The sequence below is a fragment of the Burkholderia territorii genome (assembly GCF_902833055.1).
Lineage (GTDB): Bacteria > Pseudomonadota > Gammaproteobacteria > Burkholderiales > Burkholderiaceae > Burkholderia > Burkholderia territorii.
Genome location: NZ_CADFEJ010000002.1, coordinates 304,455 through 326,572, shown reverse-complemented (window position 1 = coordinate 326,572; position 22,118 = coordinate 304,455). Strand labels below are relative to the sequence as shown.

The following is a 22,118-nucleotide window of genomic DNA, read 5'->3' as shown; positions in this document are numbered from 1 at the left end:
ATCGCGCGCGGAGCGTTGCCGTGCAAGGCTTTGCGCCGGGGGCGAAAGGGGCGCGAATTCACGGTCGCCGGCTTTACTGTTTTAACGGCCGAAGAAGCGGAAACTTGAAGTCACGCGAGAGCGGCCGATTATCGATTTCAGCGTCCGCGTAAATTGCCGAAAGAAAAACGGGCGGCCATGATGGCCGCCCGTTTCGCGAAACCGCATGCGGGAAAGCCCGCATGCCCGGGGTTCAGGCGCCGCGCTGCTGCGCCTTGTATGCGAGCCGGAACCGATGCAGCAGCGGCTCGGTATAACCGCTCGGCTGCGACGTGCCCTGCAGCGCGAGCGCGCATGCGGCCTTGAATGCCGTCGACTGGTCGTACCCCGGCGCCATCGGGCGATAGTTCGGATCGCCCGCATTCTGCTGATCGACGACGCGCGCCATCCGCTTGAACACGTCGAGCACGAACGCCTCGGTGATCACGCCGTGGCGCAGCCAGTTCGCGATGTGCTGACTCGAGATGCGCAGCGTCGCGCGGTCTTCCATCAGGCCGACGTCGTGGATGTCCGGTACCTTCGAGCAACCGACGCCCTGCTCGACCCAGCGCACGACGTAGCCGAGGATGCCCTGCGCGTTGTTCTCGACTTCGCTCAGGATCTCGGCCTCGCTCCACTCGGCGCGTTCGACGACCGGCACGGTCAGCAGGCCTTCGAGCAGCGCGTCGCGTTCGCTCGCATACGGCGTCTTCTCGAGTTCCTGCTGGACGGCCTGCACGTCGACGAGGTGGTAATGCAGCGCGTGCAGCGTCGCGGCGGTCGGCGACGGCACCCATGCGGTGTTCGCGCCGGCGCGCGGATGCGCGATCTTCTGCTCGAGCATCGCGTGCATCAGGTCCGGCATCGCCCACATGCCCTTGCCGATCTGCGCGCGGCCGCGCAGGCCGGCCGACAGCCCGGCGAGCACGTTGTTGCGCTCGTACGCCTGGATCCACGCCGACGTCTTCATGTCGCCCTTGCGGATCATCGGGCCCGCTTCCATCGCGGTGTGCATCTCGTCGCCGGTGCGGTCGAGGAAGCCGGTGTTGATGAACGCGACGCGCGCGGCGGCCGCGGCGATACACGCGGCGAGGTTCACGCTGGTGCGGCGCTCCTCGTCCATGATGCCCATCTTCAGCGTGTTGCGCGGCAGGTTGTACAGATCCTCGATGCGCGCGAACAGCGTGTCGGCGAACGCGACTTCGGCCGGGCCGTGCATCTTCGGCTTCACGATGTAGATCGAGCCCGTGCGCGAGTTGCGCTTCGCCTTCAGGTCGTGCAGCGAGCACAGCACCGTGACGACGCCGTCGAGAATCCCTTCGGGGATCTCGTTGCCGTCGCGGTCGAGCACCGCGCCGTTGGTCATCAGGTGCCCGACGTTGCGCACGAACAGCAGCGAGCGGCCGTGCAGCGTCAGCGTGCCGCCGGCCGGCGTCGTGTATTCGCGATCGGCGTTCAGGCGGCGCGTGAAGGTCTTGCCGCCCTTCGCGACTTCCTCGACCAGCGTGCCCTGCATCAGGCCGAGCCAGTTGCGATAGAGTTGGACCTTGTCGTCGGCGTCGACCGCCGCGACCGAATCCTCGCAGTCGATGATCGTGCTGACCGCGGCTTCGAGCACGACGTCCTTCACGTTCGCGAGATCGGCGCGGCCGATTGGCGTCGATGCGTCGATCTGGATCTCGAGGTGCAGGCCGTTGTGCTTCAGCAGAATCGCGGACGGTGCGCCTGCCGCGCCCTGATAGCCGACGAATTGCGCCGGCTCCGCGAGATGCACGACGCCCTTGCCGGTTTCGACGGCGAGCTGGCCGTCTTCCACGCGATAGCGCAGTGCGTCGCGGTGCGAGCCGCTCGCGAGCGGCGCCGCGTTGTCGAGTACGTCGCGCGCGTAGTCGATCACGCGCTGGCCGCGCGTCGGGTTGTAGGCCGTCGTGCGTTCTGCGCCGCCGTCCTCCGGCAGCGCGTCGGTGCCGTACAGCGCGTCGTACAGGCTGCCCCACCGTGCGTTCGCGGCGTTCAGCGCATAACGCGCGTTCGAGAGCGGCACGACGAGCTGCGGGCCGGCCTGCGTCGCGATCTCGCTGTCGACGTTCGCGGTGGCTGCCGCGACGTTCGACGGGACCGGCACGAGGTAGCCGATTCGTTCGAGGAACGCGCGATACGCGGCATGGTCGCGTACCGGGCCCGGGTGCGCGCGATGCCACGCGTCGAGTTCCTGCTGCAGGCGGTCGCGTTCCGCGAGCAGTTCGCGGTTGCGCGGCGCAAGGTCGTGCACCAGGGCCGAGAAGCCGCTCCAGAATGCGGCCTTGTCGATGCCGGTGCCCGGCAGTGCTTCGTTTTCAATGAACTGGCTCAGCGCTGGCGCGACTTGCAGTCCTGCTTGGTCGATCATCGTGATTCCTCCCGGGGAATGAAAAACGCGCGCGCGTTGGCTGGCTATGCCACGACGCTTTGTGTGCCGGCGCGGGCGATCTGCGCATCCTGTTCGGACTTTACGCCAGACACGCCGATCGCGCCCGCAATGCGGCCATCCACCGTCACCGGCACGCCGCCTTCGAGCAACCCCGTCAGCGGCACGCTCAGAAACGCCGTGCGGCCACCGTTGATCATATCCTCATACGCCTTCGTCTCGCGACGGCCGAGCGCCGCCGCGCGCGCCTTGTCCTGCGCGATGCAAGCGCTGGCCGCCGACGCGCCGTCGAGGCGTGCGAATGCGAGCAGGTGTCCGCCGTCGTCTACGACGGCGATCGACACGGCCCAGCCGTGACGCTCGGCTTCCATGCGCGCGGCGGCGAGCATGCGTTCGACGTCGGCGAGTTCGAGTTCGGGCTTCGTTTTCATGGCTTTCCTCCGGAATCAGCGGTCAGTTGACGAGCCGGTTGTCGGCGAGCTCGATCCAGTGACGCACGCACGTGCGGCCCGCGCCGTTCCGATGAGTCTGGCAGCCGAAGCGGGCCGTGACAATCAGGTCCGGCCGTGCGGCTTCGAGTGTGTCGAGCTTGTCATCGTGCAGTCTGGCGGCGAGTTCGGGCTGCGTTAGCGAACTGGTGCCGGCCGAGCGGCGGCACGGATGGCCGTCGGCGATATTCGTCAGATCGAAGCCGGGCGGCGTCAGCATGCGCGCCGCCGCGCCGCCACGCCGCCGCGCCGCCGCGCCGTCGAGCCGTCGAGCCGGTGCGCGTGCTGCAATGTGCACGGGCCGTGACCCGCGATGCGGCGTTGCGTTGCATCGGCCAGCGCGTCGAGCCGCTCGGCCGCGATCATTTCCGCGAGGTCGCGCGCAAGCGCGCTGACGCGTCGCGCCTTGTCTGCATAGACGGGGTCGGAGCGCAACAGGTCGCCGATTTCCTTCACGAACCCGCCGCAGCCGCTCGCCGTCGGCACGATCGCTTCCGCGCCGGCCTCGATCGCGGGCCACCACGCGTTGTCGGTGACGCTGGTCCCGCACGAGAGGAACATCGGGGCCGTGGAGGCGAGGTTGCAGGAAACGGCCGGGCGACGCGTAACAGATCCGTTTCGGCATCTTTCGCCAGGCGTGCCGGGAACGGGCGCCGCGCGTCACGGCACGCTGCGCGGCACGAAAAAAAGCCCGCCGAAGCGGGCAATCCTCTCGATGAAGAGGGGGAGATCCGAATTCGCGATCGACGATCGCCGATCAGCGCGCCTTCAACCTTTCGTCGCCCCGAACGTGAGCCCGGCCACGAAATGCTTCTGCATCGCGAAGAACATCGCGACCGACGGCAACGCAGCAAGAATCGACCCGGCCGAGACGAGGTTCCACGACGTCGTCCATTGCCCTTTCAGCGCCGCCACACCCGCAGTGATCGGCGCAGCCTCGTCACCTTGCGTGAGACACAGCGCCCAGAAGTAATCGTTCCACACGAACGTGAACACGAGAATCGCGAGCGCGGCCAACGCCGGCCGGATCAGCGGCAACACGATTCGCCAGAACACCGTCCACTCTCCCGCGCCCTCGATCCGCGCCGCCTCGATCAGCTCGAACGGCAACTGCTTGATGAAATTGCGCAGAAACAGCGTACAGAACCCCGTCTGAAACGCGACGTGAAAGAGAATCAACGCCTCGACCGTATTGAATACCCCAAGCCTCAGCGACAGATCCCGCACGGGAATCATCAGCACCTGCACGGGCACGAAGTTGCCCGCGACGAACGTGCCAAACAACGCGGCATTCCCGCGAAACCGGTAAGTCGCGAGCGCGAACCCGGCCATCGCGGCCAGCGCGATCGACCCGAGCACCGACGGCACCGTGATCTGCACGCTGTTCCAGAAGTAATGCAGCATCGGCGACGTGGTCAGCGCGTCGCGATAGTTCTCGATCATCGAGAAGTGTCGCGGCCAGCCCCAGTAGTGGCCTTCGACCAGTTCCTCGGTCGAGCGCACCGACGTGACGAACACGGCGATCATCGGCAGCAGCCAGATCACCAGCGCGACGGGCAGCGACAGCTTGTACAGCCGGCGCGAGACCGGCTTCCAGTGGGCAACGGGTGTCGGAAACATGATGAAGGCATCCCCGGAAGGTCAGGTCACTGCTCGTTGCGCAGCATGCGGCGCAACTGGAACACGATGTAGACGAGCATGATCGCGAACAGCACGACCGCGATCGCCGCGGAATAGCCGAGCCGGTAATACTTGATCGCCTGGTCGTACATGTAATACGCGAGCACGGTGGAGCTCTCGAACGGGCCGCCGCCCGTCATCACGGAGATCAGGTCGAAGCTGCGCAACGCGCCGATCACCGTGACGACGATCGCCATGAACGTGGTGGGCCGCAACTGCGGCAGCACGACGTGCCACAGCAGCGCGAAGCCGCGCGCGCCTTCCATCCGCGCCGCTTCGATCTGTTCCGGGTTCACCGACGTGAGGCCGGTGAGGTACAGGATCATGCAGTACGCGGTTTGCGGCCACAGCGCGGCGAACACGATGCCGAACGTCGCGTAGCGCGCATCGCCGAGCACCGGGATGCCGTGGCCGGCGATCAGGGCGAGCAGCCCGAAGGTCGGATCGTAGAACCACGAAAAGATCAGGCCGACGACCACGCCCGACAACACGAACGGCGCGAAGAACAGCGACTTCACGAGCCGGATGCCGGCCACCGCCTGGTTCAGGTACAGCGCGAGCGCGAGACCGAGCGGCGGCGCGAGCATGAACAGCGCGAGCCAGATCACGTTGTTGCGTAGCGCGGTGTAGAACGTCGGCGCGTGCAGCAGTTCGGCGTAGTTGGCGAGACCGACGAACGTGCGCTCGGTCATCCCGTCCCAGTTGCAAAGGCTGAGCCACAGCGTCGACAGGATCGGCCAGATCACATAGACGGCAACCATGGCGCACGCGGGCGCGAGAAAGAGCCACGCGGCGCGCCGTTGCCGCCGCACGGCCGGCGACGGGCGGCGCGCGCGCAGCGCGGCGGGCGACCTGCCGGCCGGTGCGGCGGCGGCAGATGATTCGACGGGTCTGGACGTGATCGGACTGGACACGGCAAGCCTCCTGGGCGGACGCGGCGGCACGGGGCCGCCGCCGGGGTCGTGCGGTTACTTCTTGTAGATCCGCTTGCGGGTCTGCTCGAGTTGCGCGAGCACGGTGTCGAGCTGCGCGGGATTCGCGAGGAATTGCTGCATTCCCTTCATCCCTTCGTCGGCCATTTCCTTCGTCATGTCGCGGTCGTAGAACTGAGCGACGCCGCCGCGTGTATCGGCGAGGATCCGGAAGCCGATCCGCGAGATCGGATCGGCCGGCTCCGGCGACTTGCTGTTGGCCGACAGCGAGCCGAGCCCTTCCGCCAGCTTCGCGCCCATCTCGGGCGTTTCGACGAACGCGAGGAACGTGTGCGCGTCGGCCTTGTTCTTCGCCTTGGTCGGGATGTGCAGCGATTCGACCGGGCCGTCCTCGGCGGTCGGCACCTTCGGGTCGATGATCGGGAAGCGGTAGTAGCCCATTTCCTGCTTCACGTTCGGCGGAAAGCCCGCCGCGATGAAGGTGCCCATCAGCATCATCGCGGCCTTGCCCTGGAACAGGAACGGCTGCGCGCCGTCGAGATCGTAGGACAGCGCATTGTCGATGAAGTAGCCGGAATCGATCAGCGATTTCCACGTCGTGTAGACCTTCTTCACGCGCGGATCGGTGTACGGCACGTCGCCGGCCATCAGCTGCTGGTGGAACGCGTTGCCGTTCAGGCGCAGGTCGAGATAATCGAACCAGCCGGCGAGCGTCCACGCATCGCGGCCGCCGACCGCGACCGGCGTGATGCCGGCCGCCTTCAGCTTCTTGCATGCATCGAGGAACTGCTCCCAGGTCTTCGGCTCGTCGGCGATGCCGACCTTGCGGAACAGGTCCTTGCGGTAGAACAGCCCCCACGAGTAATAGACGGTCGGCGCCGCGTACTGCTTGCCGTTGTACGACGATGCGTCGCGCGTCGACGCGTACATCGCGTCCCAGCCGTTCTTCTTCCAGTCGCCGCTCAGGTCCTCGAACAACCCGCGCTTCGCGTAGTACGCCATGCGCTCGCCCGCATGCCAGTTCACGACGTCGGGCGCGACGGTCGTGAGCCACGCGGGAAGCTGCACCTTGTACGCTTCCTCGTCGACGAAGGTCGGTTTCACGTCGATGTCGGGATGCGCCTTGTGGAACGCTTCGAGCGTCGACTGCCAGACCGCGCGCTGGCTGGCGCCCTTGAACGCGATGTTGATCGTGAGCGTGCCCGCGCCGGCGGGCGCCGCGGCGCCGAACGAAGCGAACGCGATGGCGGCGGCGGTCGCAAGCCGGGCGGCGACGCGAAGGGGGCGATGTGTCATGTGTGTCTCCATTCCTGTGTGTCGTTGTGCTTGACCGGCGCGTCGCCGCGCCGGGGGCGGTTGCTACGAACGGCTCCGGTACACGGCGACGCCTTGCGGTTCGACCTGCGCGGCGCCGATCACGAACGCGGACGGCGGCACCGCATCGATCGTGTGCGGCGTGCTGCCGTAGTTGAAGACGTAGGTCAGGCCGCCGCGCCGGCTCACGCGCACGCCGTCGCCGAGCGGCGACGGTGTCAGGCCGGCTGCGGCCGCGACGTCGGCAAACAGGCGCGCGGTGGTGGCATCGTCGAAGAGCGAGGCCCAGTAGTGCAGCGTGCCATGCGACACCCAGGCCGGATGACCGTCGGCGAAGCGCGCGCGCACGACGCTGTGCGCGCCGTCGCCGTTCAGCTCGACGAGATCGCGCCAGTGACGCGCGTCGCCGGCGAGCGGCGCGCCGTCGTGCAACGTGCCGTCGATGCGCTCGGTCACGTTCGGCCGCAGCGATTCGACACGCCACACGCGCACGGGCAGGATCGACGCGAGCGGGCCGGGCGGCAGCGCCGGCGGAATCTGCAGGTCGACGGTCTTCGAGCCGGTGCGCGGGCCGAACACCGCATGCGCGCCCGACGCGGCGAGCCGCGCCGCGAAATCGTCCGGCACGATCGGCAGCGGCGGCACGACGACGAGCCGGTAGCCGTCGAGCGGCGCGTGCGCGGAAACGATATCGACGTCGAGCCCGAGCGAACGCAGCGCCGAGTAGTATTCGAACGCGAAGCGCGGGTAGTGGAAATCGGCGCCTTGCGGTTGCACTTCGAGCAGCCATTTCGCTTCGTAGTCGAACACGAGCGCGACGGGCGCGCGCACCGCGCCGTTTGCGTCGGCATCGGCGCCGGCGTCGAGCACGGCCGCGATCTCGCGGGCGACGCGCTGCGCTTCGCGGCCGCCCTCGTCGAGCCGATCATCGGGCGTGTGGAGGCCCGCATGCATCTGCTCCTGCGCGAACGGCGCCTGCCGCCAGCGGAAGTACGACACGCAGCCGGCGCCGTGCGCGAACGCTTCCCAGCTCCACAGACGCACCATGCCCGGCAGCGGCGCGGGGTTCCAATGCGCCCAGTTCACGGGCCCCGGCTGCTGCTCCATCACCCAGAACGGCAGCTTCGACATGCCGCGATAGAGGTCGTGATTGAACGACGCGAAATCCGGATGGCCGGTGTGCAGCCAGCGCGCCTTCACGTCGGGCGCGAACCATTGCTCCTCGAGCGCGCCGAGCGGATAGCTGTCCCACGTCGCAACGTCGAGGTCGCGCGCGACTTCGTAATGATCGAACTCGGTGAAGAGCTGCATGAAGTTGTGCGCGACGGGGCGGCCCGGCGAATGCGCGCGGATCACGTCGACCTGCATCCGGTGATAGCGCGCGAGCTCGTCCGACGCGAAGCGCCGATAGTCGAGGCGGTGCGACGGATGCGCTTCGGTCACGGTGCCGACCGGCGCGTCCACTTCATCGAAATTGCGGTACTCCATGCTCCAGAACACGGTGCCCCACGCGCGGTTGAGCGCGTCGATCGTGCCGTAGCGCGCTCTCAGCCAGTCGCGAAAGCGCACGAGCGCGGCGGGCGAGTAACTGACGACCGTCTGATGGCAGCCGAGCTCGTTGTCGGTCTGCCAGTAGCGCACGGCCGGGTGGCGGCCGTAGCGTTCGGCCACCGCCGTGCAGATGCGGCGCGACGCCTCGAGATAGGTCGGCGACGAGAAGTCGTAGTGGCGGCGCGAACCGAACGCGCGCGGCCGGCCGTCCGCACCGATCGCGAGGATGTCGGGGTGACGGTCGACGAGCCACTTCGGCGGCGTGGCGGTGGGCGTGCACATCACGATCTCGAGGCCGGCCGCGCCGAGCACGTCGACCGCGCGGTCGAGCCAGCCCCAGTCGTATTCGCCCGGCGACGGCTCGATGCGGCTCCATGCGAATTCGGCGATCCGCACCTGCGCGATGCCGAGTGCCTTCATCCGGCGGGCGTCGTCGGCCCACATCGATTCCGGCCAGTGTTCCGGGTAGTAACAGACTCCGAGGCGCATGCCGGTCCTTATGCGTAGTGGTGGACGGGAACGTCGGCGCACGCGGGCACCGCGCGGCCGTCTTCGGTGAAGAGGTGACAGGCCGCGGCCGGCGCATGCGCGTGCACGCGTTCGCCGCGACGCAGCGGCGCATCGCCGGGGACCTTCGCGATCAGCGGCGTGCCGCCGGGCTGGTCGAGGTGCACGTAGGTCTGCTCGCCGAGGCGTTCGACGAGCACGACGTCGCGCGCGAGCGTGGTCGCGTCGGGCGCGGCGCCGAGGGTCAGGTGTTCGGGACGGATGCCGAGCGTTACCGCCGCGCCCGGCGCGAGCGTCGAGCCGTCGCGCGGCAGCGTGAAGGTTTCGCCGGACGGCAAGACGGTGACGGTCGTGCGCTGCGCGTCGCAAGCGGCGACGACGGCCGCCAGGAAGTTCATCCGGGGCGAGCCGATGAAGCCGGCGACGAAACGGCTCGCCGGATGGTGATAGAGATCGAGCGGCGCGCCGACTTGCGCGATGCTGCCGTGCCGCGCGGTGTCCGCGCCGGCGTGCAGCAGCACGATCTTGTCGGCGAGCGTCATCGCCTCGGTCTGGTCGTGCGTCACGTAGACGACGCTCGCCCGTTCGAACTGCCGGTGCAGCTTCGCGATCTCGATGCGCGTCTGGCCGCGCAAGGCTGCGTCGAGGTTCGACAACGGCTCGTCGAACAGGAACACGCCGGGCTCGCGCACGATCGCGCGGCCGATCGCGACGCGCTGCCGCTGGCCGCCAGACAGCGCCTTCGGCTTGCGCTCGAGCAGCGTGTCGAGCTGCAGGATCCGCGCGGCATCGCGCACCTTCCGGTCGATCTCGGCCTTCGGCACGCGCGCGAGTTTCAGCCCGAACGCCATGTTCTCGTAGACCGTCATGTGCGGAAACAGCGCGTAGCTCTGGAACACCATCGCGACGCCGCGCTCGGCGGCCGGCACGTCGTCGACGCGACGGCCGTCGATCGACAGTTCGCCGTCGGTCAGGTCCTCGAGGCCCGCGATCATCCGCAGCAGCGTCGACTTGCCGCAGCCCGACGGACCGAGGAACACGCAGAACTCGTGCGCGCCGATCTCCAGATCGACGTCGCGAATGACCGGCGCGTGCTCGCCATAGGCTTTCTGCACGCGTCGCATCGAGATGCTCGCCATTGTCTCCGCTCCATGTTCTAATGCGCTTTCGACGGTGCTTAAGCGCTTAATCATCGCGATCAAAAAAACGCCGAGACCGATCGCGGCCGAGTCGCGCCCGTTGGTCGGGCGGCAGGGTGTGCGGCGATAGTGCGCCGCTTCGCGAAGCGAAGCAAATATTGGATCAACGTCTCATATAGTGAGCAACGAATGGCGACACTCGATGAAGTGGCCCGCCGCGCCGGCGTGACGGCGGCGACGGTGTCGAACGTGCTGCGCAATCGTGGCCGGGTTGGCGAAGCCACGCGCGCGCGGGTGCTCGAAGCGGTGCAGGCGCTCGGCTATCGGCCGCATCTGGCTGCTCGGGCGCTGGCGGAAGGGCGCGCGCCGACGGTCGCGCTGATGGTGTCGAGCATCGCGAATCCGTTCTACCCGGAGTTCGCGCTCGCGGTCGAGCGCGCGGTGCGCCGCAACGGGCAGTTCCTGATCGTCTGCAATACGAATGAAGATCCGTTGCAGGGGCGCGCATATCTCGACCAGATCGCCGGCACGATCTCCGAAGGCATTCTCGTGACCAACGCGAACCTGCACCTGCCGGATCTGGTCGACGTTGCGCGGCGCGGCGTGCCGGTCGTGCTGTGCCTGTGGGAGCGGCCCGATGCGCCGCCCGAAGGGTTGCCGTGCGTGGCGGTGGATTTCCGCGAAGCAGGGCGGATTGCGACGCGCCATCTGCTCGAACTCGGGCACCGGACGATCGGCGTGATCGTCGGCGGCTCGGCGAGCGGCGTGCAGGCGGCGCGCTACGACGGCTTCGTCGACGCAATGCGCGAAGCCGGGCTCGACGCGTCGATCGTCGCGGCCGAACCCGATTCGATCGAAGGCGGCGTGCGCGCGGCCGGCCGGCTGCTCGACGCGCATCCGGCGCTGACCGCGCTCGTCGCGACGAATGACCTGCCCGCGATCGGCGCGCTGCACGCAGCAGCCGATCGCGGCAGGCGCGTGCCCGACGATCTGTCGATCGTCGGCATCACCGATATTCATCTGGCGAGCGATACGCGCCCGACGCTGACGACCGTCGCGATTCCGACCGGCGAGGCCGCTGGGCTCGCGGTCGAATTGCTCAATGCGTTGCGCGAGGCGGGCGGGCACATCGACGATGCGTCGCGCGTGCGGACGGCGTCGGTGCCGCGGCTGGTGGTGCGCGGTACCACGGGGGTGGCGCCGGCGCGGCGAACGACGGCGTAGACGTCGCGTGCGGTCGCGATGCGTGCCGCGCGTCTCGCAAGCGCTCGGGCGGGGCCCGGAAGCTGCAAACGGAGGATGGATCGCCGGCCGATGGGTGACATGACGAGGCGGGCCGCGTCGTCCGTCTGCATCATTCGCCTTCGACGAGCCGCATCACGATGCGCCGGGCCGAATCGAGATGCGCGACCGTCATCGCGCGGGCGCCACGTGCATTGCGCTCGCGGCACGCTTGCAGGATGGCTTCGTGCTCGACCTGGAACGACGGCGTATCGGCCAGCAACGTGGCCTGCAGGCGCTCGTAGCGCTCGACCTGGCTGCGCAACTCCGCGATCGCCTTCAATTGACGCTCGTTGCCGCAACACGAGTACAACAGTGCGTGGAATTCGCGATTCAGTTCGCCTTGCCGGCGCGACACGTTCGATTCGCCGAGCAGCCGATGCACGAGTTCGGCGCGGGCGAGCGTCTCGTCGTCGAGCCGCTTCACGCTGCGGTAGATCGCATCGCCTTCGAGCAGCGCGCGCATGTCGTAGATTTCCTGCACGTCGGACGCGCTCAGCATCCGCACGACCGCGCCGCGATTGCGGAAGATGTCCAGTAGTCCTTCGCGCTCCAGCCGCTGGATCGCCTCGCGCATCGGAATCCGGCTGATCCCGAAGCGCTCGGCGAGATCGCGCTCGACGAGCCGCTCGCCTGCCTGCAGCTCGCCGTTGATGATCATCTCCCGCAACGATGCGGCCACGGCGTCCGCCGTGGAATCGAGTCTGGCTTCCATGCCTTCACGTTCCTCATTTTGGAATAATGGTATACCAAACGACATTCCGGTGCCACAATGACGGCCTCACGTTCCGATATCGAAGGAGAGCGAGATGGCGCATGGTGAACACAAGTACCGCGTGACAGTGGAGTGGACCGGCAACCGGGGCACCGGCACGTCGGGGTATCGCGAATACGGCCGCGATCATGTGATCCGGGCGGGTTCGAAGCCGGACATTCCCGGCTCGTCCGATGCGGCGTTTCGCGGCGACGCGGCGCGGTGGAATCCGGAAGACCTGCTGCTGGCTTCGGTATCGGCGTGCCACAAGCTCTGGTACCTGCATCTGTGTGCGGATGCGGGCGTGCGCGTGCTCGCGTATGCCGACGACGCAGAGGGGACGATGCTCGACAATCCCGAGCCGGGGCGCTTCACCGAAATCGTGCTGCATCCGCGCGTGACGATTCGCGCGGGCGATGACCGCGCGCTGGCCGAGCGGCTGCATCATGACGCGCATGCGAAGTGCTATGTGGCGAATTCGGTGAATTTCCCGGTCCGGTGCGAGCCGGTGATCGAAGTTGCTGCGGTGTGATGCGGGCCTTGGAGAAGACGCGAAGGCACGCGGAGTAAATCGGGTTCAGTTGCGCTCGTATGGTCCGAGAGCGAAATGGAATATCTCCTGATGCACGTCAATCAGACGTATCCGAAATTCAGATTTTGTCGTGCGTATTCAACGGATCAGCAATTGTTGACAGTGATTTCCTGGTGATTCGGTAATCTCGCATTCGATAACGAACGATTGGGCGCAGGCCGCGCCAGCGAGAATGAACAAGAATACGTATCGTCTGGTGTTCTCCAGGCTCCGGGGTATGGTGGTGGCCGTCGAAGAGACCGCGACGGCTGAGGGAAAATCGGCAACGGGCGAGGCGCGCGCGCAGCGGCGGTCGTCGGCGTTCGGCGCTCGCGTTGTGATGGCGGGCATCGTTGCACTCGGCATGCTACCCGCCCTGTCCGGTGCGCAGATCGTTCCGACGCCCGGTACCAGCACACAGGTCATCCAGACGCCAAATGGATTGCCTCAGGTCAACGTGGCCAAGCCTTCCGGCGCAGGCGTATCGGTCAACACCTACAACCAGTTCGACGTTCAGAAGAATGGCGCGATCCTGAACAACTCGGCCACGATGGTTCAGACGCAGCAGGCGGGCTGGATCAACGGCAATCCGAATTACGGCGCCGGACAGGCCGCGCGGATCATCGTCAACCAGGTCAATAGCCCGAACCCGTCCCAGATCCGCGGCACGGTCGAGATCGCGGGCGCCCGGGCAGAGCTCGTCATCGCTAACCCGTCCGGGATTTTCGTCGACGGCGGCGGCTTCCTCAATACCAGTCGGGCGACCCTCACAACCGGCGTGCCGTTCTATGGCGCCGATGGGTCGCTTGCCGGCTACAACGTCAATCGCGGTCTGGTGACTGTCGCAGGCGCAGGCCTGAATGCAGCCAATATTGACCAGGTCGATCTGATCGCGCGTGCGGTGCAGGTGAATGCCGCGGTGTACGCGAAGAACCTGAACGTGATTGCCGGCGCGGCTCAGGTCAACCGCGACACGCTTGCCGCGACGCCGATCGCAGGCGACGGTCCCGCTCCGTCGATCGCTATCGATGTAAGCCAGCTGGGTGGCATGTACAGCGATCGGATCTTCCTTGCGTCGAACGAGAACGGCGTCGGGGTAGCCAATGCCGGTACGATCGCGGCGCAGGCGGGCGATTTGACGCTTCAGTCTAACGGCCGGCTCGTCCTCACGGGCAAGACGACCGCGAGCGGCAATCTCGCATTGTCGGCCGCAGGCGGCATCCAGAACGACGGCACGACATACGCGCAGCAATCTCTGTCGGCGAGCACGAATGCCGATCTCACGAACACCGGAACGCTCGCGGCACTGCAGAATGCGGCGATGAATGCCGGCAGCATCAAATCGACCGGCACGCTCGGCGCAGGCGTAAACAGCGACGGCTCCGTCGGCCATGGTGGCGATCTGAATTTGACAGCCTCGGGCCAACTGAGCGCAACCGGCCAGAACGCTGCCGGCGGCAACGCGTCGTTGAGCGGCGCCGCCCTGAACCTCGCAGGCAGCCAGACCGCGGCGAACGGCACGCTCTCACTGAACGCGACGGCCGGCGACGTGAACCTGTCGAACGCGACGACGAGCGCGCAACGCGCAATTCAGGCGAATGCTTCCGGCACGGTGATCAACGATCGCGGCAGTCTGTCGAGTGGCGGCACCGTGATGTTGACCGGCGGTAGCCTGTCGAACCAGAGCGGCAAGGTCTCGGCGGACGGCCCGTTGTCGGTCAACGTGGCCGGCCCGATCGCCAACCAGTCCGGCGAACTGATCTCCGAAAGCACGGCGGACATACACGGTGGCGCCATCGAGAACGACCAGGGCACCATCCAGAGCGCGGCCGGCATGACGGTGGCCGGTGCGTCGCTGGACAACACGGCAGGACGAATTACGTCGTTGAATGGCGACGGCTTGTCGGTGACCGCCAGCGGCCAACTGACCAACGTCGCAGGCACGACGGCGAACGGCGCGCAAGGCGGTGTCATCGGCGGCAACGGCGATGTTTCGGTCCGCGGCGCAAACGTTGTCAACCGCGGCGCGATGACTTCCAACACGAATCTCCGCGTTTCGGGCCAGTCGGTCGACAACGGCGGCGGCACGCTGCAGGCTGCGCAGAACGTCGCGGTGGATGCCGGCGCGCACCTGTTGAACAACGGCGGATCGATCGTCGGCAATACGACCACGATTGGCGCGGCGACGCTCGACAACAGCGCCGGCACCGTGCAGGCGGAACAGGTGTCGTTGAATGCGACCGACCTCGTGAACCACGGCGGATCGATTACGCAGACCGGTGCTGGCCAGATGGCTGTCAATGTGTCGCGCACGCTCGACAACTCGAACGGCGGTACGCTGCAAACCAACAGCACCGATCTGACGCTCACCCCGTCCGCCCTCATCAATGACGGCGGCACGATCACGCATGCCGGCCACGGCACACTGACGCTCGGCGGCGGGGCGGGCTCCGTATCGAACGCAGGCGGTTCGATCGCGAGCAACGGGCGCGTCGTCGCGCAAACCGGCGCACTGAACAACACGGCGGGATCGATCATCGCGCAGAACGGACTGACGGCAACCGTCGCCGGCACGTTGAACAACGCGAGCGGCAAGCTGTTGTCGAACACGGACGTGAGCGTCTCCACCGGCACGCTGACGAACGACGGCGGCCAGATCGGCGCGAGCACGAACGCGACCATCCGCACCGGTTCAACGACGAACCAGGGCGGATCGATCGTTGCACCGAACCTGTCGGTCACCGCCGATTCGACGCTCGACAACAGTGGCGGCAAGATCGAGGCCAATCAGCTGGCGCTCGCGGCTACCAACCTCGTCAATCATGGCGGCACGATTACGCAATACGGCGCGTCGTCGATGGGTATCAATGTCAGCGGCACGCTCGACAACTCGAACGGCGGTACGCTGCAGACCAACGCCACGGACCTGACGCTCGAGCCGGCCGAGTTGAACAACGCGGGCGGCACCATCACGCACGCCGGCACCGGCACGCTGACGATCGAACCGGGCAACGGCGCGAGCGCGCTGAACAACGCGTCGGGCACCATCGTGACGAAGGGACAAGCCATCGTCAACGCGGCTGCCTGGAACAACGCGAGCGGCATCCTCGCCGCCCAACGCGGCATCGATGCGACGATCGCCGGCGACGTCAACAACGCGCAGGGCTTGCTGCGATCGGATGCGTCGCTGTCGTTGAAGAATGGCGGCGCGCTGTCGAACCGAAGCGGCCACATCCAGGCGGGGCAATCCGTTGCGGGCGACACCAGCACGCTCGACATTCAAGCGGCGTCGATCGACAACGCGGACGGCGCCATTGTCGACCTGGGCGCGGGCAAGATGACGGTGCAAGGCGGCAGCCAGATTGCCAACAGCCACGCCGGCGGCGTCGCGGGCATGGGTGCCATCACCGGCAACGGCGACGTGACGGTCGGCGCGGCGTCGATCATCAATACGCAGGGCGGTCAACTCAGCGGCGCGTCGCTGCATGTTCAAGGCGGCACCTTGGACAACAGCGGCGGCACGATCGGCAACGTCACGAATTCGAACGGCGACGTGAATGTCACGACGACCGGCGCGATCACGAACACCAACGGCCAGATCAGCTCGACGCACGACCTGTCGATCGCGGCGGCCACGCTGCAAGGCGGCGGCACCTACAGCTCGACGCACGACGCCAACGTGAGCCTTCAAGGCGACTATATGGCGACGGCCGACACGCAGTTCAATGTAGGCCACGACCTCGGCTTCACGTTGCCCGGCACCTTCACGAACAACGCGAACCTGCAGTCGGTCAACAATCTGAGCGTCAATGCGGGCAACATCGTCAACGTGGGCGCCCTGACGGCCGGCGGCTTGCTGCGCACGCAATCGGGCAATTTGATCAACACGGGCGCGCTCGTCGGCGCCAGCGCGTCGCTCAACGCAACGGGCACGATCTCGAACCTCGGTCCGACCGCGGTGATTGGCGGGTCGGACAGCAACGGCACGCTCGAAATCCTCGCGCACGATATCGAGAACCGCGACGACACGACCGCGACCGACTCGATGGCGACAACCGCCATCTTCGGCATGGGCAAGGTGGTCCTGGCGGGCGGCAAGGACGCGAGCGGCAATTACACGAATGCGGCGCTGGTCAACAACGCGTCGGCGCTGATCCAGTCCGGCGCAGACATGGAACTGCACGCGGACAAGGTGACGAGCGCGCGGCGCGTGATGAAGACCTCGACCGGCTCGATCGATCCATCGTTGCTCGGCCAGTTCGGTATCCCGATCAGCGGCCGTACGGGCCAGGTTGGCGTGAAGGATCCGGACAGCATCGGCGGCGTCTATACCGAGCCGCCTCATGGCGGCCAGTGGAACAGCACGTACCAGTACACGACCTACTATGCGGACAGCGCGACGGCGACGACCGTGACGGACCTCAGCCCGGCCGCGCAAATCGTGTCGGGCGGCAAGATCGACGCGTCGTCGGTCGGCACGCTGCAAAACTACTGGAGCAACATCGCGGCGGTCGGCGACATCAAGATGCCGGCCCGCTATGATGCCGACGGCTGGGCGGCGTCTGGTCAGAACCTGCCGGGTGTGACGGTTTCCTACTCGGGGCAGTATCACTACAACAACTACGACAACAGCGAATACAACTGGCAGTTGCCGTTCGGCAATGCGCCTTTCGTGACCGGGCGCCCGGGTGGCTACACGCAGGCGGCGCCCGCCTCGATCAAGGACTACAAGCTGCCTGGCTACAGCTCGACACTGAGCTCGAACGGCACGATTTCCGGCACGGGTGTCAGCGTCAATAACACGGCGGGCAACGCATCGATTCCGTCGCTCGGCTTGCTGCCGGGGCAGTCGGTGCCCGGTCTCACACCGAGCAACTTGAGCGGTAACGCGAGCGGAGTGAAGTCGGGGGCGTCGTCGGTGCATGGCGGTCCGCAGGCGCCGGTCGATCCGGTCATCGCAAGTGCGACCGCACTGAACGTGCTCGACAACCTCACGATTCCGCAGGGCGGGCTGTACCGGCCGACTGCCGCACCCAACGCGAACTACGTGATCGAAACGAACCCGGCATTCACGAACCGGAAGAATTTCATCTCGAGCGATTACTTCTTCGGTCAGCTTGGCGTCGACCTCACGCACGTCCCGAAGCGCCTCGGCGACGGCTTCTACGAGCAGCAGCTCGTGCGCAACGAAATCACGTCGCTGACCGGCAAGGCCGTGCTGGGGCCTTACGCGGACTTGCAGTCGATGTATCAATCGCTGATGACGGCAGGGGCGGATCTGTCGAAGTCGCTCGATCTGCCGATCGGCGCGAGTTTGTCGGCCGACCAGGTATCGAAGCTGGCCAGCAACGTGATCATGATGGAAACGCGGGTGGTCGACGGTCAGTCGGTACTCGTGCCGGTCGTGTATCTCGCGAAGGCCAGCCAGCAGAATATCGACGGGCCGTTGATCAGCGCGACGAACATCGACTTCCAGAACGCGCAGTCGTTCACGAACAGCGGGACGATCAAGGCGGACAACACGCTGGCCATCCAGGGCAAGCACATCGACAACGCGTTCGGCGCGCTGCAAAGCGGTGGGCTGATGTCGCTGAAGACCGAGAACAACATCGACCTGACGTCGGCGAACGTGAAGGCCGGCAGTCTGCTACTGGATGCGGGCAAGGACCTCGTTCTCGATACCGCGACGAAGACGAATACGCGCGTGAGTCGCGATGGTGCGACGAGCGTGGTGACGACGCTCGGACCGACCGCGAAGCTGGATGTCGCGGGCGATGCATCCATTACGACGGGCGGTAACTTCCAGCAGAACACGGGCAACCTGTCGGTTGGCGGCAACCTCGGGATGAACGTCGGCGGAAACTGGGATCTCGGTGCGGTGCAGACCGGCGAGCACAAGATCGTGCAGCGGGCGAACGGCGTGTCGAATACCGACATCAACAAGGTCACGGGTAGTTCGGTGACGGTGGGTGGGCAGTCGAGCATCGGCGTCGGTGGTGACCTGACAGCCAAGGGCGCGCAGATCGACCTCGGTCAAGGCGGCACGATCGCCGCCAAGGGTAACGTGACGCTCGGCGCGGCGAGCGCGACATCGACGGTGAACAGCAACAGCTCGGGCAGCGACAGCCACGGCAGCTATGCGGAAACGCTGCATACGTCGGATCAGGCACTCACAGGAACTACGCTCAAGGGCGGTGATACGGTCAACATCGTGTCGGGCAAAGACATTACGCTCTCCGGCAGTGCGGTCAGTGTAGACAAAGGCAACGCGAACCTGCTCGCGGCCGGTGACGTGAATGTCGGCGCGGCAACCGAGACGCACGAGTTGAACTCGCACGAGACGCACAGCCGTAGCAATGTGGTGAGCGGCGCGAAGATTGCGAGCGGAATCGATCAGACGGCCACGTACAACCAGAGCAGCACGATTTCCGCAGATGGCGTAACGGTCAGGAGCGGTCGCAACATCAACGTGACGGGCAGCAACATCGTCGGGACAAACGATGTGTCACTGTCGGCCGCACGGGACGTGAACATCAAGACCTCGCAGGACACGATTCAATCGTCGACCTATTACGACAAGAAGGAAACCGGCCTGATGTCGAATGGGGGCCTCTCGGTGTCGGTCGGCTCTCGTTCGAATTCGGACAAGCAGCAGTCTTCATCGGTCACGAACAACGGCAGTGCGATCGGCGCGCTGAACGGCAATCTGAGCGTGAGCGCGGGCAACGATCTTCATGCGACCGGCAGCGTCCTGCATGCCGGCAATGACGTCGATCTTTCCGGCAAGACAGTGAAGATCGATGCGGCGACCGATACGACCAATTTCGCCGAGCAGCAGCAGTTCCGCCAGTCGGGCCTGACGGTGGGGGTGACGAATCCGGTGCTGGCGGCGGTGCAGACGGGACGGCAGATGGCGAACGCAGCGCAAAGCGTCGGCGGGGATCCTCGCCTGATCGCGCTGGCTGCCGCCACGACGGGCCTTGCAGCGAAGAACACCTATGACTCGCTCAAGCAGATGGGCGGCGACCCGACTAAGGCGGCCACGAGCGTCGGGATCAACGTATCGCTCGGCGCGAGCAAGAGTGACAGCCAGATGCAGGCGCAGTCGAGCACCGCTGTGGGTAGCACGGTATCGGCGGGGCACAACGTGACGATCGCTGCCGCTGGTGCCGGCAAGGACAGCAATTTTGACGTGATCGGCAGCACCGTTTCTGCAGGTAACAACGCGAAGCTGGCCGCCGAGGGCAATGTGAACCTGAAGGCGGCAGAAAATACCAGTAGCCAGCACAGTACGAACAGCGGATCGAGTGCGTCGGTGGGCGTGTCGATCACCGTCGGCGACAAGACCGGGATAGCGTTCACCGCGGGCGTTGCCGGCAATCGCGGCCACGCGGATGGCGATTCATCGACGTGGACAAATACGCATGTGACCGCGGGCAACCAACTTGCGATTCAGTCTGGCGGCGATACGACTCTGAAGGGCGCGGTCGCGTCCGGCAAACAGGTGATTGCCGACGTAGGCGGTGACCTGAACATCGAGAGCCTGCAGGACAAGGATCACTACGATTCGAAGCAGCAAAACGCGGGCGTTTCAGTGAGCGTGTGTGTGCCGCCGCTTTGTGCCGGGAAGTCGAGCGTGGCGGGCAGCGTCGGCCAGACGAAGATGAACAGCGATTACGCCAGCGTGATCGAACAATCGGGAATCAAGGCGGGCGATGGCGGCTTCCAGGTCGACGTGAAGGGTAATACCGATCTCAAGGGCGGCGTGATCGCGAGCAGCGACAAGGCGGTTCAGGACAATCTGAACAAGCTGAGCACCGCGACGCTGACCCATAGCGACATCGAGAACCATGCGTCGTACGACGCATCGTCGGTCGGACTGTCGGGTGGCTATGGCGGCACCATCGGCAAGGATCAGAGAGGCACGGCGGATAACGTTAATCCGGTGCCGGGAACGTCGCTACCGAAGGGAGATGGCGGGCTGCAGGTCGCGCCGCCGGTAGCGCTCAGTGCGTCAGGCGATGCGAATTCGACGACGAAGAGCGGTATTAGCGGGGGCGTCGTCACGATCACCGACGGCGCGAAGCACCAACAACTGACCGGGCAGACGGCAGCGGAGTCGGTCGCGAGCATCAATCGCGATACGTCGAACACGGGTGGTGCACTCGCGCCTATTTTCGACAAAGACAAGATTCAGGCCGGCTTCGACATCACGAGTCAGTTCATCAATCAGGCGGGGACATTCGTCGCCATTCGCGCGGCGGAAGCCGACGCCGCGAAGGCCGCGGCGAAGGACCCGACTCTGACGCCGGAACAACGCGCGGCGGCCCAGCAGCGCGCCGATGAACTGAACGCCAACTGGGGACCGAGCGGAGCCTATCGGCAGGTGCTTACGGCGCTGTCGGTCGCGGCGGGCGGCAATGTGACGGGCGGGCTCGGCCAATTCGCGCAGAGTGCGACAGTGGCTTATCTGCAGCAACTCGGCGCGAATCAGGTGAAGCAGATTGCCGACAGCGTCGGCAGCGAGGAGGCGCGTGCGGCGCTGCACGCGATTGTCGGATGCGCCGGCGCGGCCGCCAGCAGTCAGAGCTGTGGTGCGGGTGCGTTGGGTGCGGCGTCCAGTTCCGTGCTCGGTAGTCTGCTGGCGCCGTCGACGAATCTGTCGGCATCGGAGCGCGAAGCGCGCGACAATCTGGTGACCAGCCTGGTTGCCGGTGTTGCAGCGGTGTCGGGGCAGGATGTGGCGACCGCGGCTGGGGCGGGGAAGATTGAGGTCGAGAACAATCAGGTCTCGCCGATGGCGCCGGCTCCCGGTTGGCTTGCCGGGTTCAAGCTACCGGGGTACAAGGGCGAGACGGCGGGCAAGGGTGACGGCGTGATTGTTGATCCAGCCACGGAGCTCGATCCGAGTATCAAACCGGGTTCCTTGATTTCACCGTTGCCTGATGCCAAGAAGATCAGTGACTGGATCACGGAAATCATTCCGGATCAGGCGAAGGAGCTCGTTGACTATATCCTTCATTCGAATGGACCATCGTCATCGAATAAGGAAGGACTGAATTTCGACACGAAAGTTGAAGCCAAGGATGGCGGGTATGTAGACGTCGAGCTATCCTCCAGACAGAAGTTTGATAAAAATGGTTCTGTTGTTGACAGCAAGTTTGCGCAAAGCGATCTGATTGGTCGTTACTCTCCAGATGGGAATTTTCACATAGACTGGTACGGGACTACGGTGTCTGGGCGAGGTGTGGGAACAGATATGATTTCCAAGGCGATAGAAGCCGTCGGGGCCGACAAAGTGAAAACTGTGTCTGCTCAGCTAGGCAATGCAAACCGTGATGCTTACAATTCCGCGACATCTTCTGGGCTTTCGCCGATTCAAGCAGTTTGGGCTACTCCACTAGGAAAGTCGATGAACTCTTTCGGATTTAAAGGTGTTGAGGTCAATGGGTATAACGTTAAATTCTTTCGGTAGA

11 protein-coding genes and 1 pseudogene are annotated in these 22,118 nt (G+C 65.7%); 3 read left to right on the top strand and 9 right to left on the bottom strand.

The features are described 5' to 3' along the window. Positions 1 to 232: 232 nt before the first annotated feature. From HW466_RS06020 to HW466_RS05985, 8 genes and pseudogenes are all read right to left on the bottom strand, one after another. Positions 233 to 2,407, bottom strand: a complete 2,175-nt coding sequence (locus tag HW466_RS06020; protein WP_059772590.1) for a malate synthase G — start codon at positions 2,405 to 2,407, stop codon at positions 233 to 235. A gap of 44 nt (positions 2,408 to 2,451) precedes the next feature. After that, positions 2,452 to 2,856, bottom strand: coding sequence for a GlcG/HbpS family heme-binding protein (locus HW466_RS06015; protein WP_059448857.1), 405 nt, complete (start codon positions 2,854 to 2,856; stop codon positions 2,452 to 2,454). A gap of 22 nt (positions 2,857 to 2,878) precedes the next feature. After that, positions 2,879 to 3,441: pseudogene (locus tag HW466_RS06010) on the bottom strand (heterodisulfide reductase-related iron-sulfur binding cluster); the annotation flags it as partial. Between the two features lie 240 nt (positions 3,442 to 3,681). Next, positions 3,682 to 4,533, bottom strand: a complete 852-nt coding sequence (locus HW466_RS06005) for a carbohydrate ABC transporter permease (protein ID WP_039318652.1) — start codon at positions 4,531 to 4,533, stop codon at positions 3,682 to 3,684. Between the two features lie 26 nt (positions 4,534 to 4,559). Next, positions 4,560 to 5,507 (bottom strand): carbohydrate ABC transporter permease, encoded by a 948-nt coding sequence (locus HW466_RS06000; protein ID WP_060118646.1) that lies wholly within the window; start codon positions 5,505 to 5,507, stop codon positions 4,560 to 4,562. 54 nt (positions 5,508 to 5,561) lie between these two features. Beyond that, on the bottom strand, positions 5,562 to 6,821 hold the full coding sequence (locus HW466_RS05995) for an ABC transporter substrate-binding protein (RefSeq protein WP_059543496.1): 1,260 nt from the start codon (positions 6,819 to 6,821) through the stop codon (positions 5,562 to 5,564). A 63-nt stretch (positions 6,822 to 6,884) separates the two neighbouring features. Next, positions 6,885 to 8,879 carry a beta-galactosidase gene (locus HW466_RS05990; protein ID WP_174905537.1) on the bottom strand — a complete coding sequence of 665 codons (1,995 nt, stop codon included), beginning with the start codon at positions 8,877 to 8,879 and terminating at the stop codon, positions 6,885 to 6,887. Between the two features lie 8 nt (positions 8,880 to 8,887). After that, complete coding sequence (locus tag HW466_RS05985; protein ID WP_151006593.1) at positions 8,888 to 10,036, bottom strand: ABC transporter ATP-binding protein; 1,149 nt, start codon at positions 10,034 to 10,036, stop codon at positions 8,888 to 8,890. Positions 10,037 to 10,225: 189 nt separating this feature from the next. On the opposite strand from HW466_RS05985, the gene HW466_RS05980 reads away from it, so the two are divergent. Then, entirely contained in the window at positions 10,226 to 11,260 is a 1,035-nt protein-coding gene (locus HW466_RS05980; RefSeq protein ID WP_174905536.1) for a LacI family DNA-binding transcriptional regulator, read from the top strand. Between the two features lie 130 nt (positions 11,261 to 11,390). Here HW466_RS05980 and HW466_RS05975 read toward each other — a convergent pair whose 3' ends face one another. After that, positions 11,391 to 12,032: a GntR family transcriptional regulator gene (locus tag HW466_RS05975; protein ID WP_059772602.1), complete on the bottom strand. Its 642-nt coding sequence runs from the start codon at positions 12,030 to 12,032 to the stop codon at positions 11,391 to 11,393. Positions 12,033 to 12,126: 94 nt separating this feature from the next. On the opposite strand from HW466_RS05975, the gene HW466_RS05970 reads away from it, so the two are divergent. Continuing rightward, positions 12,127 to 12,603, top strand: coding sequence for an OsmC family protein (locus HW466_RS05970; RefSeq protein ID WP_059448864.1), 477 nt, complete (start codon positions 12,127 to 12,129; stop codon positions 12,601 to 12,603). Positions 12,604 to 12,835: 232 nt separating this feature from the next. Next, positions 12,836 to 22,117, top strand: a complete 9,282-nt coding sequence (locus tag HW466_RS05965) for a hemagglutinin repeat-containing protein (protein WP_239005901.1) — start codon at positions 12,836 to 12,838, stop codon at positions 22,115 to 22,117. Position 22,118: the final 1 nt, after the last annotated feature.

What these genes read in the sequence shown, in the direction of transcription:
- HW466_RS06020 (WP_059772590.1), bottom strand. Translation starts at nt 2,407, where the DNA reads ATGATCGACCAAGCAGGACTGCAAGTCGCGCCAGCGCTGAGCCAGTTC.
- HW466_RS06015 (WP_059448857.1), bottom strand. Translation starts at nt 2,856, where the DNA reads ATGAAAACGAAGCCCGAACTCGAACTCGCCGACGTCGAACGCATGCTC.
- HW466_RS06005 (WP_039318652.1), bottom strand. Translation starts at nt 4,533, where the DNA reads ATGTTTCCGACACCCGTTGCCCACTGGAAGCCGGTCTCGCGCCGGCTG.
- HW466_RS05995 (WP_059543496.1), bottom strand. Translation starts at nt 6,821, where the DNA reads ATGACACATCGCCCCCTTCGCGTCGCCGCCCGGCTTGCGACCGCCGCC.
- HW466_RS05990 (WP_174905537.1), bottom strand. Translation starts at nt 8,879, where the DNA reads ATGCGCCTCGGAGTCTGTTACTACCCGGAACACTGGCCGGAATCGATG.
- HW466_RS05985 (WP_151006593.1), bottom strand. Translation starts at nt 10,036, where the DNA reads ATGGCGAGCATCTCGATGCGACGCGTGCAGAAAGCCTATGGCGAGCAC.
- HW466_RS05980 (WP_174905536.1), top strand. Translation starts at nt 10,226, where the DNA reads ATGGCGACACTCGATGAAGTGGCCCGCCGCGCCGGCGTGACGGCGGCG.
- HW466_RS05975 (WP_059772602.1), bottom strand. Translation starts at nt 12,032, where the DNA reads ATGGAAGCCAGACTCGATTCCACGGCGGACGCCGTGGCCGCATCGTTG.
- HW466_RS05970 (WP_059448864.1), top strand. Translation starts at nt 12,127, where the DNA reads ATGGCGCATGGTGAACACAAGTACCGCGTGACAGTGGAGTGGACCGGC.
- HW466_RS05965 (WP_239005901.1), top strand. Translation starts at nt 12,836, where the DNA reads ATGAACAAGAATACGTATCGTCTGGTGTTCTCCAGGCTCCGGGGTATG.